We start from the raw sequence: 16,244 nt of genomic DNA, 5'->3' as shown, positions 1-16,244 counted from the left end.
CCCTGTGGGAGCGGGCTTGCTCGCGAATGCAGTGTGTCAGTTAATGCATCTGTTGAATGACACACCGCATTCGCGAGCAAGCCCGCTCCCACAGGGTTCCAGTGCAGGTTTTAGTACAGGTTCCAGTGTTGTATTTGAATTCATTATAAGAACCAGGAGGACACCGCCCCATGGCCGCATTCGTCCATTCCGTCGGCGCCCAGACCTATCGCTTCGACTGCCTCAAAGAACTGATGGCCAAAGCCAGCCCGGCGCGTTCCGGGGATTTCCTGGCCGGTGTCGCAGCGCTCAACGACGGCGAGCGCGTGGCCGCGCAAATGGCCCTGGCTGACTTGCCCCTCAGCCATTTCCTGCAAGAAATGCTGATTCCCTACGAAGCCGACGAAGTCACCCGGCTGATCGTCGACACCCACGACAAGCAAGCCTTCGCGGTGGTCAGCCACCTCACAGTCGGTGGCTTTCGCGACTGGCTGCTCAGCGACGCCGCCGATGAACACAGCCTGCGGGCACTGGCCCCTGGCCTGACCCCGGAAATGGTTGCGGCCGTGTCGAAAATCATGCGTGTGCAAGACCTGGTGCTGGTGGCGCAGAAAATCCGCGTAGTGACGAAATTCCGCGGCACCCTCGGCCTGCGCGGGCGTCTGTCCACGCGCCTGCAACCCAACCATCCCACTGACGAACCAGCCGGGATCGCCGCGAGCATCCTTGACGGCCTGCTCTACGGCAACGGCGACGCCATGATCGGCATCAACCCGGCCACCGACAGCACGGCCTCGATCTGCGCCATGCTGGAAATGCTCGACGCCATCATCCAGCGCTACGACATCCCGACCCAGGGTTGCGTGCTGACCCACGTCACCACCTCAATCGAAGCGGCCAACCGTGGCGTGCCCCTGGACCTGGTGTTCCAGTCCATCGCCGGCACCGAAGCGGCCAATGCCAGTTTCGGCATCAACCTCAACGTGTTGAAAGAAGGCTACGACGCCGGGCTCAGCCTCAATCGGGGCACCCTCGGCAAAAACCTGATGTATTTCGAAACCGGTCAGGGCAGCGCCCTGTCAGCCAACGCCCACCACGGCGTGGATCAACAGACCTGCGAGACCCGGGCCTACGCCGTGGCACGACATTTCAACCCGTTCCTGGTCAACACCGTTGTAGGTTTCATCGGCCCGGAATATCTCTACAACGGCAAACAGATCATCCGCGCCGGCCTCGAAGACCACTTCTGCGGCAAGCTGCTGGGCGTGCCGATGGGTTGCGACATCTGCTACACCAACCACGCCGAAGCCGACCAGGACGACATGGACACCCTGCTGACCCTGCTGGGCGTAGCCGGGATCAACTTCATCATGGGCATCCCCGGCTCCGACGACATCATGCTTAATTACCAGACCACCTCGTTCCACGACGCCCTTTACGCCCGCCAGACCCTGGGCCTGAAGCCGGCGCCGGAGTTCGAGCAGTGGCTGGCGAACATGGGCATCTTCACCCAGGCCGACGGCCGGGTGCAGTTCGGCGACAACCTGCCTCCGGCGTTTCGTCACGCCCTGGCGCACTTGGGATGAGTGACCTGCCCATGGACAAAAAATCTGTCGATTCGCAAAACCCGTGGCTGGAACTGCGCCGCCTGACCCCGGCGCGCATCGCCCTGGGTCGCACCGGCACCAGCCTGCCGACACAAGCACAACTGGACTTCCAATACGCCCACGCCCAGGCACGGGATGCGGTGCACCTGGCGTTCGACCACCAGGGCATTCGCGCGCAACTGGCCGAGCGCGGCCGCGAGAGTCTGTTGCTCCATAGCGCCGCCAGCGACCGCAACAGCTATCTGCAGCGCCCGGACCTGGGCCGACGCCTGGATGAGCCCTCTGCGCAGACGCTGGACGATTACGCAGCGGCCCATCCCGGCGGCGTCGACCTTGCCATCGTGGTGGCCGACGGCCTGTCGGCGTTGGCGGTGCACCGCCATACCTTGCCGTTCCTGGCGCGCCTGGAAGAACAGATCGCCGCCGATGGCTGGTCGGTTTCGCCGGTCATCCTGGTAGAACAAGGCCGGGTTGCGGTGGCCGATGAAGTGGCTGAACGCCTTGGGGCAAAAATGTCGGTGATCCTGATCGGCGAACGTCCCGGCCTCAGCTCGCCCGACAGCCTGGGCCTGTATTTCACCTACAACCCCAAGGTCGGCCTGACCGACGCCTATCGCAACTGCATCTCCAATGTCCGGCTCGAAGGCCTGAGCTACGGCATGGCGGCCCATCGCCTGGTCTACCTGATGCGCGAGGCCTGTCGCCGACAGCTTTCGGGGGTCAACCTGAAGGACGAGGCCCAGGTACACACTCTAGAGTCGGAAAACGGTGCCGATATGAAAGGTAATTTCCTACTGATGCCGCCCCAAAGCTGATCCGTAGATCCAATTGCGTTCTTGATCCGATTTCAGGCAGCATCAAAAGCACGGCAGAGCGCCGTTGTTGTCAGACTTTGTGTCGACCTTTGTAAACGGGACCTGCCATGCGGATTATTCAAGCGACCCTGGAACACCTGGACCTGCTGACCCCATTGTTCGTCAAATACCGGGAATTCTATGGCTCGCTGCCATACCCGGACTCGTCCCGGGCCTTTCTCGAAAAGCGCCTGCGCCGCAAGGAATCGGTGATCTACCTGGCCCTGCCCGATGACGACGACAACAAGCTGCTGGGCTTCTGCCAGCTCTACCCGAGCTTCTCGTCGCTGTCGCTCAAGCGCGTGTGGATCCTCAACGACATCTACGTCGCCGAAGACGCCCGCCGGCAACTGGTGGCCGACCACCTGATCCGCACCGCGAAAAAAATGGCCAAGGAAACCAACGCCGTGCGCATGCGCGTCTCCACCAGCAGCAACAATGAAGTGGCGCAGAAAACCTACGAGTCGATTGGCTTCAGGGAAGACACCGAGTTCAAGAACTACACCCTGCCGATCAGCGAAGAGCTCTGAAAACAACACCCCCCCCCCTTGTGGCGAGAGGATTCATCCCCGCTGGGCTGCGAAGCAGCCCCAACCCATCCAACTCAGTCCGCCTGACACACCTTACATTCAGTCTTTGCGGCCCAGCGGGGATGAATCCCCCTTCGCCACAGAAAAACTCTCCACGCCTGATATGCATCCAGAAATCCCCCGCTACAAACTCAACGCCCCCTTCACAATCCACGCCGTATAATCCCGATCTTCCCGGCTTGTAAGAAAAAGCTACAAACCCCGCAGCCCAACTCAAAGCCCGAGCCACCCGCCTGCCGAGCCGGGCCACCACCAAGGTGTATTGCATGGATTTCAATCCCCTCGACCTCATTCTGCATCTCGATGTATACCTCGACATGCTGGTGACCCACTACGGCACCTGGGTCTACGCCATCCTGTTCCTGGTGATCTTCTGTGAAACCGGCTTGGTGGTAACGCCGTTCCTGCCAGGGGATTCGCTGTTGTTCATCGCCGGTGCCGTGGCCGCGGGCGGCGCCATGGACCCACTCCTGTTGGCCGGCCTGCTGATGCTGGCAGCGATCCTCGGTGACAGCACCAACTACCTTATTGGTCGCACTGCCGGCGAAAAACTGTTCAGCAACCCCAACTCGAAAATCTTCCGCCGCGACTACCTGCAACAAACCCACGACTTCTACGACAAGCACGGCGGCAAGACCGTGACCCTGGCGCGCTTCCTGCCGATCATCCGCACCTTCGCGCCCTTTGTCGCCGGTGTGGGCAAAATGAATTACCTGCGCTTCTTCGGCTTCAGCGTCCTCGGCACGGTCCTGTGGGTCGGCGGCCTGGTCACCCTCGGCTACTTCTTCGGCAACGTGCCCTTCATCAAGCAGAACCTGTCGCTGCTGGTGGTGGGCATCATCCTGGTATCGCTGCTGCCGATGATCATCAGCCTGGTCCGCAGCAAACTGGGCCAGCGTGCTTCGAAGGCCTGATCGCCCATGTGGTCCCTGAGCAACTGGCGCCGCCAACGCACCCTCGCCAAGCATCCCGTGGCCGATGACATCTGGCAGCGCGTGCGTCACCACCTGAGCTTTCTCGACGGCATCAGCGCCGCCGAGGACCAGTGGCTGCGTGAAGCCTGCGTCCTGTTCCTGCAGGACAAGCACCTGACCGCCCTGCCCGGCGTCGAACTGCACCAGGAACAACGCCTGCTGCTCGCCGCCCAGGCCCAATTGCCACTGATGCACCTGGGCGAGCTGAACTGGTACCAGGGCTTCCACGAAATCGTCCTCTATCCCGACGACTTCCTCAGCCCACAGCGCTACCGCGACGCCAGCGGCATCGAACACGAATGGGACGGTGAACACAGTGGCGAAGCCTGGCCCCAGGGCCCGATCATCCTGGCCTGGGACGGCGTGCTCGCCAGCGGTGGCTGGGACGGTTACAACCTGGTGATCCACGAACTGGCGCACAAGCTCGACATGCTCAACGGCGACGCCAACGGCCTGCCACCGCTGCACGCCGACATGCGCGTCAGCGACTGGGCCGAAGCCATGCAGCAGGCCTTCGACGACCTCAACCGCCAACTGGACCAGAACCCGGACGCCGACACCCTCATCGATCCCTACGCCGCGGAAAACCCGGCGGAGTTCTTCGCCGTCACCAGCGAATACTTCTTCAGCGCCCCTGACCTGCTGCACCAGGCGTACCCGCGGGTCTACGAACAGCTCAAGGCGTTCTACCGCCAGGATCCTCTGGCGCGGCTGCGGCAACTTCAGGTCGAAGATCCGGTCTATCAGGCGTCATACTAAGGTCTCTAAGACCCTGGTAACGTGGCATCGATGGCTGAATATGCCTATAATCGCCGCCACTTTTGGTCAATCCGACCAGCCTTTTGGTCAACTAACGGGGACACCGCCCAATGAGTTACAGCAAGATTCCGGCTGGCAAAGACCTGCCGAACGACATCTACGTTGCGATCGAAATTCCGGCCAACCACGCCCCGATCAAATACGAAATCGACAAGGACAGCGATTGCCTGTTCGTTGACCGCTTCATGGCCACCCCCATGTTCTACCCGGCCAACTACGGTTACATCCCTAACACCATGGCCGACGACGGCGACCCCCTCGACGTGCTGGTCGTGACCCCTTACCCAGTGGCCCCTGGCTCGGTCATCCGTGCCCGTCCAGTCGGCATCCTGAACATGACCGACGACGGCGGCGGCGATGCCAAAGTTATCGCAGTGCCACACGACAAACTGTCGCAACTGTACGTCAACGTGAAGGAATACACCGATCTGCCACCCCTGCTGATCCAGCAGATCGAACACTTCTTCGAGAACTACAAAGACCTCGAAAAAGGCAAGTGGGTCAAGATCGAAGGCTGGGCCGGTGCTGACGCCGCCCGCGAAGCGATCACCAAGTCGGTTGCCGCCTACAAGGGCTGAAACTGATTTAAAGAAGAACCCCGGTTTTCACCGGGGTTTTTTTATGCCTTAATAGCGCTTAATACGAAACTGTATTAACAGTGTTTAATTACGTTTATTCAGCTGCTTTCAAATCCTGCAAACGGAAAGATCGTCTTATAAATTTGAACGACTTGTTTATTGCTCAAAACACAGTCGCTCCTAAACTTTCCGTTTATGAAAAAGACCTCCAGTGGCGACCGCTTCAGAGCCCTTCTCAAAGAAGCACAAATCCGATCCGCCGACTTCGCGAAGTTATACGGCGTTAAATCGCAGCACGTGAACAACTGGTTCAACCGCGGCATCCCGCCGGGTCGTATCCACAGTATCGCCGGCCTGCTGACCGTCAGCCCGCAATGGCTCGCCCACGGCGAAGGCCCGCAAACCCCGTTGGGCCTCGGCCCTGGCACCACCTATGAAGCCGCCGAAGTCCAAGGCGTCTACAGCGTGGCGGAAACCCAGGACATCGAACTGCCTTTTTACACGGAAGCGCCCATCGCAACGGGCAGCAGCAAAACCCACATCACCGAAATCCCCGACCAATCCATCCGCCTGCCCCGCAGCTACCTCGAATCCCTGGAAATAAACCCCAACGACGCCATCTGCACCACCATGGTCGGCGACAGCATGGCCGAACGCATCGAGGACGGCTCCATCCTCGCCATCGACCGCGGCCTTACCCAAGTCATCGACGGCCAGATCTACGCCCTCGAACACGACGGCATGCTACGCATCAAATACCTCCACCGAATCCCCGGCAACCGTCTGCGCCTGCGCAGCCACAACAGCACCGCCTACCCGGACGAAGTCTTCAGCGCCGAACAGATTGAAGCGCAAAACATCAGGGTATTGGGCTGGGTATTCTGGTGGTCCACCCTCAACAAACAGCGACCACAGGTGTTCGATTGAGCCTGCGGACTAAAGGACAGTAGCAAGCGCTTCCTTCATCAACGACATTGCCCGTACTAAGGAGATCCTTGTGGCGAGGGGATTCATCCCCGCAGGGCTGCAAAGCAGCCCCTGCTTTTTCCTTCGAACCACCGCTAACCCAATGATTCCACACCACTTACCACTGGGATTCTGAGAAAAACCCGCGTATCCTGCGCCCCACATTTGCGAGCCCATGCCTCGCACCGACAAGGCAGATCACTTTCTGACCAAGTCCCACAGCCGGCCGCAAGAGCCGGATGTACGTTTTGAAGGCTGGTGAGGTTTGTCAAAAACGAACTGAGTCAGTCAACGGGGAGCCGGCCACAAGCCGGCTTTTTAATTGTCCGAAATAATCCTATCCCATCCGAGAATCTTCCTGTTAGCTTAGCTATTCCGGGGGTTTGAGACATTTCCCTGTCCGATGGTGTTCAACGCCATTTGACCTCATCCGAGGATGAAGTGGGGGGACAGGTGGGGGGACAAAGGGACAGCAGGGGGAATCAATGAGTAAACTGAATCCGAAACAAGTCGAGAACCTGACCGAGCCTGGCACTTACGAAGATGGTGATGGCCTCCGTTTGGTCGTCAAACCTACCGGACGTAAATCCTGGCTACTTCGCTTTCAATTGGCGGGGCGTCGTAGGGAGATGGGCTTGGGCTCATTCCCTGAAGTCAGCCTCAAGAAAGCCAGACAAGCAGCCAGCGCCAAACGCAGTCAATTGAACGATGGCATTGACCCCCTGGCAGCCAGAGACGTAGAGCGTGCAGCTCAACGGGAAGCCCAGCGTGCAAGTGAAGCCAAGCAACTAAAATTCGAGACGCTCGCAACGCAATACCGTGATGCTCACGGCGCGGCGTGGTCGGAAAAGTGGCGTAAAGGGTGGCTGCGGAAACTGGAGCTGTATGCGTTTGATCACATAGGCAAGCTGTCAGCCGAAGACATAGGCACTCCCGAAGTGCTTAAGGTGTTGGAACCCATCTGGGCCACCAAGACCAGAACCGCTGACGAGGTACGCGGGCAAATAGAACAAGTCCTGGACGCAGCAAAGGCACGCAACCTGCGACAAGGTGAGAACCCTGCTCGGTGGCGCGGGCACTTAGACAATCTGTTGAGCCGTTCTGAAAAGAGGAAAGCTCGGAAGCGTGAGCACTTTGAAGCTTTGCGCTGGCAGGAAGTGCCTGAGCTGATGATGAAGCTCAGGGCGAACTCCACACCTCCATCATGGGCCGCTCAACTGCTGATCATGACCAGCGCACGCGCCCACATGGTCAGGTTCTCTCGCTGGGATGAGTTTGATCTAGAAGCTAAAACTTGGTCACTGCCAGATGAGAGAATGAAAATGCGGGTAGCTTTCGTCATTCCGCTTGCCGAGGAAGTCGTAAAGCTGGTGAAAAGTATTCCGCGAGATGAAGGAAGTCCTTTTCTGTTCCCAGGCCAAGGCAAGACTGGGGCAATGCATGCAAATGCTGTACGAACCCTACTGCATGACATGGGGTACAAGCACATCACTCGCCATGGCTTTCGATCTTCGTTTCGTGACTGGGCCGGTGAATGCACCCATTATCCTCGTGAAGTCTGTGAAATGGCGTTAGCACATGACGAGCGTGATCAGACCGAGGGAGCGTACTCTCGCTCGGACTTTCTTGATAAGAGGCGTTTACTCATGAATGACTGGAGCCTATTTGTAGCACCCCCACCCTCGTTAACCTGAGCACTAATTAATCTATTGCTCAGTCTTAGAAAAAGCACACCTTCAGTAGGTGATTTCATCACCTCTCGCGCATGCAGAGCCTTGCGCGAGAGACCTTCAAACTTTGCACCATAGACGTATCGGTGCGGTTTAGCATTATGTAGCTAAAAAGTAACACTGAGCGATTTACTTTAAGTGACAGATAAATCCAACCACAACTTAAAAAGTTTTGCACTCTCTACCGGGACTTAACAATTTTCTTGGCTGCAGCATCATTTGCTAGCATATCTAGAATTAAACCACACAGATCATCTCGATTACGCTCAATCCCCTGACACTTAACACTATGAAAAACCTCATCAATTATCTTATCAACAACAGATACATAAGTGGTGCGTGCACGGTAAGGAACGTGTGCACGGAGAGCATCCAATATAGTTTGACGGATGAGATCCTCACTTACACCAATTTTACGACTAACCTCCGCACTAGCCTTCGCCTTACCATTCCCGCCCTTAAATCCCCTCTCTCGCCGCGCCCGTCCCTCTCCCGGATATAATCGATCGTATAATTCGACATAATTCAGAACACCAAGATACGCTTCATTGTAACCAACATAGTCCCCACGCAACAAAAAACCATACGCTTTCGTTGAACACATTGAAATAGCCTCTATCAAAGAGCGCTCATGCTCCTTAGACCTAGAGTTTCTACTAATAAGAGAAAGAACGTTTTCTTCATACTCAGAATCTATCTCCCCAAGACTAATTCGCTTTTGAGTTTCATCTAACATCCCAATTACCCGATCCGAGTTTATTCCGCGCCTCCAAAACTCACCCGTGCCACCTGACAAAATTCTTTCGAGATCAACACAGATTTCTTTAAAGCTCTCAAACTCTGAGTTTCCAACCACCCTCTTAAACCTGTCATCAACCAGAGCACCACTCATTTCAGCTATACTTGCAGCCACAGCTAAAACAGACATTTCTAACTCAAACTCACTATCATTCTTTAAGCTAGAGATAAGATTAGCCGCCCCCTCAATGCTGTACCAGTCAACCGAAAACCCATCCAACCCAACAGCCTCCTCAGAGCCAACTAATTTAACAATAAAATACCCACACACTCCTCGCGCTCCAAAATAAATATCTGTCCCAACAGCGTCCACTCGCACCTGCAACCCACTCTCACTAAATACTAAGTCGGCAATTGCGTCTTCTGGAGACTTATCGACAGGTAACTCAACCCTTATAAAGAACCCTCCAACCAGACCAGGCTCTTTGCGTAACAATACACGACCATTAGAGCCTACCAGGATCGCCAAATATTCCTTCGCTTGAGGCACTTCCATTCATCATCCACCAAAACTTAAAAATTCAATAAAAACAATATCATATTAGATCAACTCAATTTCCGCCACTCGCCCATACACAACTTCCTTCACACGCCCCTTTTCTACCAGATAATCAACTGCGCGATTGAGCCGCGTAGCACGACGCAAGGCTGCAGGTCCCCTCTGTAAAACGTCATTTCTCTTAGTCCGCCTAAAGAGTGGGCTATCGCACCTAGCCTGCAACCAAGAGATTAGCGCATCAGCATCAGTAACAACTTGAGGCGAAAATGAGAACATATTCTTATACATCACAGAGCATCCCATAACAATTTTCTCAGCCGACGACAACTCTGAAACGGAAATCTCAGTTCCGCCAGACTCAAAGAAGTGAAGCAAAGCGGCCACTCTAGAAATATTCTCTATTAACTTTGAAGCATGATCACGCGCCCGCTCATAGCTTCCACCCACCCTCATTTCTTTCTCGACTTTATTGTGTAGCCATATCAATTTCTCGCTAGCTTCAGCTGAGAAACCAACCACTGTCTTACTCGAATCCCGGGCATCAAACTTTCTCACATTTTCTTCGAGAAGTTCTTCCACTCTCTTTTCATATCGACTTAAGTCGATCCGAACCTCACCTTCAATAAATCGAGTGCCCTGCGTAGACTCTGGATAAAAAATCAATGACCTCGCAAAAAATCCTGATGCCTTACCCAGCTCGCCCTTTCTTTCTAAATATTCTTCGAACACCCTTGGCTGGACCCCAATACCAATACTAAACCGCACGTCTGCCAATGAAAAATCCCCAGAATAAGCCCTCCCAACTTCAAGGCCGGAGCCGCTCCATAAAGCGTTCATCATGCCTACCTGATTAACAACGCCCCTTAAGGCTATATCACCCTCACTCGTAAATAATGCTGCGGACGGACAGTCTTGTGCCAAGGCTTTAGATAATGCAGCCGGAGTGACATCTTGATGAGTCATCTTAAACATCGGCGGTCGAGTAGGCTCTGATTTCGCGTGCACCAAAAGATCGCTTTCAAGCTGCTTATAACTGCTCAACGTTAAGCTTTCATCAAGCATTTTCTTCTGAATCTTCTTTTTCTGCCTTTCCCACAACTCCAGCAAAACTGACCACTCTCTTATTTTCTGTGAATCCGACAATTTACGCTTCTTTTCAAACGCTCTTAGCGCTTTAACTGCAATATCTTCAATCGCGGTTTTTCTCTCACCTGAAAGCGCTATCGAAAAAATCATTAGTGATACCGGCCCAACACTTCCCCATGGCCTTCTTACATCTATTAGGTACTGACAAACCAACGAAACAACTGAAAGAACAACCGACAAAGCCAGCTCAATCGGCGCCTGAGTCTGTTGAGCAATACTTATTACCGCACCTTTAAAAATTGGGAATGAATCGATTTCCTCCATATTAACGGACGAACATCCAAACTCATTACCACCAAGCCTATTACCATCGAAAAAGCCCATTACTTCACACCTACTTACTCAACTTTAAATAATGATCTATTAGCTACTCAACTGGTTAAATTTTCATTTTCTGGCGCTGAGCCAACGCATAACGTCATCAAGAAACCAGCCAACTGCCACTCCCTTTGCAGACAAGCGTACTGGCCTCGGGAATTCTGAGTCATAACGGGGACTACTCGGATTTAGCCAGTCATATAGGGTTGATCTCGAAACCGAGAGCATCTCGCTTAGCCGTTTCATACGGATCACCCTCACCTCAGGTCCACCTGCCACCCATCCAGCCTCGATACCCTGAGTTCTATGTTCACAATTCATGAGCCACCTCCAAATCGGTTGAGGCGTCATCGTATTGCGTGCATCCCGATACCTCATCTGCACTGCTTAAAAGTTATACGACCCCCCTTAAGCACAGACCTTGACACTTACAAAAAAGCATGAGCCAAGACCAAGATAATTCCCAAATCTAATACCTCAGACCTGCTATTCCTGCTACCGAGTAGCAGGAATAGCAGGCCTCGTAGTCCACTCGAAAAAATCTCAGTCATACATAACCACCTTGACTACCCCACCAACGAGGTTCGCCCCATGCCATTGCAGTGCCCTCGCTGCCATTCTCCAAAATTCGACTCTTTCCATCACGCCATGAAAATCGGCGCCATCATCGGTACCGTGGGTGGTGCTACGCGTGGCGTCAGTGCTGCCCTCGCCGGTAGCCAGGCTGGCGCGATAATCGGAGCCATTGCCGGCCCATTAGGCATCACACTCGGCTCTATATCGGGCGCCATCCTCGGCGGACTGGCGGGTGGCATAGGCGGCTGCGCGCTCGGCGCTCAGCTCGGTGAGTCGCTCGACCGCCACGTCCTGGCCCACAACCTCTGCTTGTTATGTGGCCACCGCTTCAACCTCCCGACCTAACCAAGTCAACCTCCCTTCTATTTATTACGTCCGGACGGTGCCGCGCTCTGCGTGGTGCTTTATGCCGGCTTGCACCTAAAGGAATTACAACCATGGCTCATCTCGTCGAAACTATGGCCTATGCTGGCGCAACTCCCTGGCATGGCCTGGGCAATCAGCTCACTCAGAAGCAACCCATCGAAGTTTGGCAACGCGAAGCCGGCATGGACTGGGCGATCCAGGAAAGCCACGTACTCTTCAAATTAGAGACCGTCGGCCACCTGGGTGCGATCCATTCCTTCCCGGAGCAGAAGGTGCTCTTCCGCTCGGACACCAAAGCACCGCTGTCGGTGGTTTCCCAGCGCTACCACACCGTGCAGCCGCGAGAGGTGCTTGAGTTTTATCGTGACCTCACCGAGGTCTCCGGCTACGAGCTTGAGACTGCGGGGGTACTCAAGGGTGGTCGCAAATTCTGGGCGCTGGCGCGTACCGGTCAAGGTGCTGCGCTTAAGGGTAACGATCAGGTCAACGGCTACTTGCTGCTGGCCACGTCCTGCGACGGCACCTTGGCCACCACGGCAACCCCCACCACCGTGCGCGTGGTCTGCAACAACACCTTGACCATCGCCTTGGACGGCACCAGCCGCGCCATCAAGGTGCCGCACAACACCCGCTTCGACTCGAAGGCAGTAAAGAAGCAGCTCGGCATTGCTGTCTCGCAATGGGACGATTTTATGTACCGCATGCGTGCGCTGGCTGAACGCAAAGTGCAGTGGAGTGAGGCGCTGGGATTTTTTATGACGGTGCTGTGCGAGACCAGTCCGACCGGCGCATTACCGGAGGTACTGCCCAACGAACGCGCTCTGCGCAAGGTGCAGGAGCTGTACGAAGGTCGTGGTCGGGGCAGTCAGCTCGACTCAGCACGCGGCACCGCCTGGGGCTTGCTTAACTCCGTGACCGCGTTTGTCGATCACGAGCGTCGTGCACGCAGCAATGAGTACCGCATGGACTCGGCTTGGTTCGGCCAAGGGGCGCAGATCAAGCAACGTGCCCTGGACACCGCCCTGCAACTGGTCGCCTGACCGCTTACCTCTTCCAACCCATAACGCCCGATCAGCCTCATCACTGATCGGGTATTTCTATTTCCACAAGGTGAAGGCCATGAAAGCTAATCCATTGAGCAATATCACCAAGACATGCCCGGCGCTGCGCCTGATCAGCACCAAGAAAATGCCCCGCGAAAATTGGTTGGCCGTAGGCAAGCAGGGTAGCGTCAGCCCGAATGCTGCCTCCATCAAGGGCCATGCAAAGCACTGCAAGCCAATCCCAACTCAATAGACGGCAAGTTCCAAGTGCTCGCTAATCCCACCGACCTAAATTTGCCTGCTTCCTGGCAGGCTTTGGAGATCTTAAATGACCCTACTGCGATTTCTGCTCTACCTATTTGCGTTCATTGGTGCATTGGCGGCAGCCGGGGCGCTCGTCGCCAGCTTTGTGCTGATGTTGCGCTTCCCGCCACTCCTAGTTGCCGTGCTGCTGGCGTGCTGGATTCTGAATCGACTGTTCAAGGTGCTGAGCACATCCCCCATCCGGAACAATCCCACCAAAAACACCGCGACTTAACTGTCGCCTCTTCAGCTTTTAACGGTTGGACAGCGAATACTCAATCACGAGCAAGCCGGTCAACAAGGCGTTCCACCATGTCCATGACGAGTGCCCGGTCATCCAGTGCCAGCGGGGACAGCAAATCGTAAAGCCTGCGCGCCTGATCTTCTGGACGTGAACTCACCTCTGTCAGTAAGTCGGCTGTCTCGCAGCCGAAAATCGTCGCGAGCTCAACCAGCCGCTCGACGTTGGGCATCACGACGCCGCGCTCTATGCGCGATACGGCCTCACTGCCAATCCCAAGCCTCTCGGCAATCTGCTCCTGACTCAACTGGCAGCGTACGCGCTGACGAGCAATCGCTTGCCCAACCAACTCTGCCAGTTGCTTCGATTCAGTTTTTGACATGCCACCCTCCAGTTCAACCCGGATGGTTGGGCATCAACCCGTTGACATGAAGGACCCTCAAGGATGAGACTCGCCCCGAAAGGTTGATAATCGATTTCTTCTCCAACCCATTACCTCATGCAGGGAGCTCAGAAAAACCATGATCGTCGTAACAGGTCTGAATGACGCGCAGATTGAAGATCTCGTGAGACGCAAAGCGTCCTTCGAGATCCATGGCCTCAGAGGCAATTTCATGGCAGGCATCAAACTGGTTGAAACCAAGATTGAAAGCCAGGGACTGAAGTGTCGAGTCAAAAGTGATGTGAAAAGTGCAGTGGTACAAGGTGGCGCACTCGGCGCCGTATTCACCGTCCTGACAACACCTGCAACATTGACCATAGCGACATTAACGGCCGCAGCGGGGGTAGGTCATACGCTCGTTACGTACAACCCTGACTACGAAATCCTCAAGGACTACGTCAATAAAAAGCTCAGGATCACGTACAAGAAATAGCGCTCGGATAATTACCGTAAGCGACATTGATTGCCCCGCGACACGCCGGAGTTCGCCTTCATCATCGGCCGTTAAACAGCCTTTTCTTACTTTCGAACTCGACAAAACAACAAACTGGAGAACCTATGAAACGGATACTCTGCATCCTGCTGCTCGCTTTCTGCGCCAACGCCAACGCTGTCGTAGATCATTACGCATGGGGCAACATCGCCTTCCCAGACGAGACCTCTACCAACGGCCTTCCCGAAGCTATTCCGTGTATCGCCAAGAAATCCTTCAACGGCCAACCCATGATCAAATGCACTTGGCTGGAGACCTCCCGCGAGGTGCTCATCTGGGATGCCCAGCGCCAGCAGGACCGGCGCTATGTCAACCAAGTAAGTGGTACCTGTCTGCGCAGTAAGTGCCGCACAAACACTACCTTGGTAGGTGAATGGAATCAGGATGCCTTCTTCGCGCTATCGATCTGGTACCGCATCGGCATCAGCACCGACGGCAAGCCAGTGGCCTACCGTGTCGATACCTCTCAGCAAGTGTCGTACGCCAAAGCTGGTTCTATCCTGTACCAGTTCTACTTGGATATTGGCGTACCTGATAATCAGCTCATTCCGACCTTTGATGGGCGCTATGACGGCGGCTACGCAGCTTGGCAAGCACAAATAGGAGGTACTCAAAAAGCGGCTGTACAGTCACCAGCTACCCAGCCCCAATCAGAATGGCCGGATGTCAAAAGTGCATGGTGCAACCCGCGGATGGATGACGACTGCTACATCGACAACAAGAAAGTGCCAGTAGCTGAACTGGGCAAATGGTTGCCGGACATCAGCGAATCGAATGCCGACCAGCTAGGGGGTCATTGTGAAACCATCCTCTGCTTCGACAAGGATGACCAACCGATGGGTTACCTACTGCAATAAAGATCCTGAACCCCCTGGACACAAATGAGTGACAGGGGGCGTACACCCCTATTGAGTCCCGCCCTTATTTTTTAGCCAAGACGGCAATCCCGCCCCTGTAGATAGGCGCTTTCAGTCACATGATAACTACTGCCTCGGGACAGCTTCTTGCGATATCGAACTCATGTACCTGGCATCAGCCTTCCACTGCAGACTGACACCAGCAGAGCGATAGAAATGCTCAGCCCTCGTCAGTTGCTGCCTTAGTATCTACCGTGTGGCTCGAAGCATTTGAGATGATCTGGCTCGTACTCAGCACCGACTCCCTCCACAGCCATGCTGACCATCGCCGTAGTGTTTGGTTGCTGCTTTGCATAGGTAGCTTGACCGACGAAAGAATTCATCCTGTCCAAAGTAATCCGTGCGAGTTAAATGGTGCGTAGTCCCCAAGGGAATATGAACCACACCACGTACCTCTGCCACTTGCAAGCGAAGAGCCCTCGCCCAAGCCAATTCAATACGGTTGTGCATGTTGCTACGCTCTGAGCCTATACCTCCCATCGAGCGATAAGCATCACGATTGAGAAACACAATACAATGATAATGAGGGCGCTCTCTCACCGTACCCAGCTCCCTGACCCAGAACATCCTGACCTTGGAATCATGGGCTGACCTATTGCGGTTTCGAGCTCGTTGACGATCCCAAAGAATCTGCTCATCCAGCGATGTCTTAAATCTCCGAATCATCTGATTGGTCAGTGCATCGCTAGGTAAAGGTTTTCCATGCGGTATTCTCAAATCAAATCTGAAAGCGAATACGCGAGAATAATCAACCAACGCGTATTGCATGGTTTGATAAAGCTTTTCCAAGTACTGCTCAACAAATGGACCGGCATCCACCATGAGGGGGTAACCATCATAGGTGTAGTCGTACCAATAGCGAAGGTTCGTGTTTCCGGGGATACGTTTAGGATTAAATGAAACGCTCATTACAGTATGTCCTGTTGAAGTAGGCTCATACGGAATGCGGATTAGTATTATTTAACCATTAACGTTGCTGGATACTTGCCAGAATACTGGCTGGAT

19 protein-coding genes are annotated in these 16,244 nt (G+C 54.8%); 14 read left to right on the top strand and 5 right to left on the bottom strand.

Annotated elements, in window-relative coordinates; all coding sequences use genetic code 11:
• Window positions 1–170 precede the first annotated feature (170 nt).
• From FBY02_RS19375 to FBY02_RS19340, 8 genes are all read left to right on the top strand, one after another.
• Complete coding sequence (locus FBY02_RS19375) at window positions 171–1,565, top strand: ethanolamine ammonia-lyase subunit EutB (protein WP_144929843.1); 1,395 nt, start codon at window positions 171–173, stop codon at window positions 1,563–1,565.
• An 11-nt stretch (window positions 1,566–1,576) separates the two neighbouring features.
• On the top strand, window positions 1,577–2,401 hold the full coding sequence (eutC, locus tag FBY02_RS19370; protein WP_144929842.1) for an ethanolamine ammonia-lyase subunit EutC: 825 nt from the start codon (window positions 1,577–1,579) through the stop codon (window positions 2,399–2,401).
• Between the two features lie 107 nt (window positions 2,402–2,508).
• The gene (locus FBY02_RS19365) at window positions 2,509–2,970 is read left to right on the top strand and encodes an N-acetyltransferase (RefSeq protein ID WP_144929841.1); all 462 of its coding nucleotides are present in this window, start codon (window positions 2,509–2,511) and stop codon (window positions 2,968–2,970) included.
• 326 nt (window positions 2,971–3,296) lie between these two features.
• Window positions 3,297–3,944 (top strand): DedA family protein, encoded by a 648-nt coding sequence (locus FBY02_RS19360; RefSeq protein WP_144929840.1) that lies wholly within the window; start codon window positions 3,297–3,299, stop codon window positions 3,942–3,944.
• Between the two features lie 6 nt (window positions 3,945–3,950).
• Entirely contained in the window at window positions 3,951–4,763 is an 813-nt protein-coding gene (locus FBY02_RS19355; RefSeq protein WP_144929839.1) for a zinc-dependent peptidase, read from the top strand.
• A 110-nt stretch (window positions 4,764–4,873) separates the two neighbouring features.
• Complete coding sequence (ppa, locus tag FBY02_RS19350) at window positions 4,874–5,401, top strand: inorganic diphosphatase (RefSeq protein WP_144929838.1); 528 nt, start codon at window positions 4,874–4,876, stop codon at window positions 5,399–5,401.
• Between the two features lie 195 nt (window positions 5,402–5,596).
• Window positions 5,597–6,328, top strand: a complete 732-nt coding sequence (locus tag FBY02_RS19345) for a helix-turn-helix transcriptional regulator (RefSeq protein ID WP_047702722.1) — start codon at window positions 5,597–5,599, stop codon at window positions 6,326–6,328.
• A gap of 524 nt (window positions 6,329–6,852) precedes the next feature.
• Window positions 6,853–8,061 (top strand): integrase arm-type DNA-binding domain-containing protein, encoded by a 1,209-nt coding sequence (locus tag FBY02_RS19340; RefSeq protein WP_144929837.1) that lies wholly within the window; start codon window positions 6,853–6,855, stop codon window positions 8,059–8,061.
• A gap of 217 nt (window positions 8,062–8,278) precedes the next feature.
• On the opposite strand, the gene FBY02_RS19335 is transcribed toward FBY02_RS19340, so the two are convergent.
• From FBY02_RS19335 to FBY02_RS19325, 3 genes are all read right to left on the bottom strand, one after another.
• Window positions 8,279–9,391 (bottom strand): hypothetical protein, encoded by a 1,113-nt coding sequence (locus FBY02_RS19335; protein ID WP_144929836.1) that lies wholly within the window; start codon window positions 9,389–9,391, stop codon window positions 8,279–8,281.
• Window positions 9,392–9,436: 45 nt separating this feature from the next.
• The gene (locus tag FBY02_RS19330; RefSeq protein ID WP_144929835.1) at window positions 9,437–10,864 is read right to left on the bottom strand and encodes a YfjI family protein; all 1,428 of its coding nucleotides are present in this window, start codon (window positions 10,862–10,864) and stop codon (window positions 9,437–9,439) included.
• A gap of 63 nt (window positions 10,865–10,927) precedes the next feature.
• On the bottom strand, window positions 10,928–11,179 hold the full coding sequence (locus tag FBY02_RS19325; RefSeq protein ID WP_144929834.1) for an AlpA family transcriptional regulator: 252 nt from the start codon (window positions 11,177–11,179) through the stop codon (window positions 10,928–10,930).
• A gap of 270 nt (window positions 11,180–11,449) precedes the next feature.
• On the opposite strand from FBY02_RS19325, the gene FBY02_RS19320 reads away from it, so the two are divergent.
• The 4 genes from FBY02_RS19320 to FBY02_RS19310 all read left to right on the top strand — a co-directional run bounded on the left by FBY02_RS19320 (window position 11,450) and on the right by FBY02_RS19310 (window position 13,381).
• Window positions 11,450–11,779 carry a hypothetical protein gene (locus FBY02_RS19320; RefSeq protein ID WP_144929833.1) on the top strand — a complete coding sequence of 110 codons (330 nt, stop codon included), beginning with the start codon at window positions 11,450–11,452 and terminating at the stop codon, window positions 11,777–11,779.
• Between the two features lie 92 nt (window positions 11,780–11,871).
• Entirely contained in the window at window positions 11,872–12,840 is a 969-nt protein-coding gene (locus FBY02_RS19315) for a DUF932 domain-containing protein (protein WP_144929832.1), read from the top strand.
• Between the two features lie 79 nt (window positions 12,841–12,919).
• Window positions 12,920–13,096 carry a hypothetical protein gene (locus FBY02_RS28150; protein ID WP_178112093.1) on the top strand — a complete coding sequence of 59 codons (177 nt, stop codon included), beginning with the start codon at window positions 12,920–12,922 and terminating at the stop codon, window positions 13,094–13,096.
• Between the two features lie 75 nt (window positions 13,097–13,171).
• Window positions 13,172–13,381: a hypothetical protein gene (locus tag FBY02_RS19310; protein WP_144929831.1), complete on the top strand. Its 210-nt coding sequence runs from the start codon at window positions 13,172–13,174 to the stop codon at window positions 13,379–13,381.
• Between the two features lie 40 nt (window positions 13,382–13,421).
• Here FBY02_RS19310 and FBY02_RS19305 read toward each other — a convergent pair whose 3' ends face one another.
• On the bottom strand, window positions 13,422–13,769 hold the full coding sequence (locus tag FBY02_RS19305; RefSeq protein ID WP_144929830.1) for a helix-turn-helix domain-containing protein: 348 nt from the start codon (window positions 13,767–13,769) through the stop codon (window positions 13,422–13,424).
• A gap of 139 nt (window positions 13,770–13,908) precedes the next feature.
• Between FBY02_RS19305 and FBY02_RS19300 the strand changes: the two genes are divergently transcribed.
• On the top strand, window positions 13,909–14,262 hold the full coding sequence (locus FBY02_RS19300) for a hypothetical protein (RefSeq protein ID WP_144929829.1): 354 nt from the start codon (window positions 13,909–13,911) through the stop codon (window positions 14,260–14,262).
• A 125-nt stretch (window positions 14,263–14,387) separates the two neighbouring features.
• Entirely contained in the window at window positions 14,388–15,179 is a 792-nt protein-coding gene (locus tag FBY02_RS19295; protein WP_144929828.1) for a hypothetical protein, read from the top strand.
• A gap of 291 nt (window positions 15,180–15,470) precedes the next feature.
• Here the strand turns inward: FBY02_RS19295 and FBY02_RS19290 are convergent, their stop codons facing one another.
• Complete coding sequence (locus tag FBY02_RS19290; RefSeq protein WP_144929827.1) at window positions 15,471–16,148, bottom strand: inovirus-type Gp2 protein; 678 nt, start codon at window positions 16,146–16,148, stop codon at window positions 15,471–15,473.
• Window positions 16,149–16,244 lie beyond the last annotated feature (96 nt).

Origin of the sequence: Pseudomonas sp. SJZ078, assembly GCF_007828255.1 — a bacterium.
Taxonomy (GTDB): Bacteria; Pseudomonadota; Gammaproteobacteria; order Pseudomonadales; family Pseudomonadaceae; genus Aquipseudomonas.
This window is presented reverse-complemented; position numbering and strand designations above follow the sequence as displayed.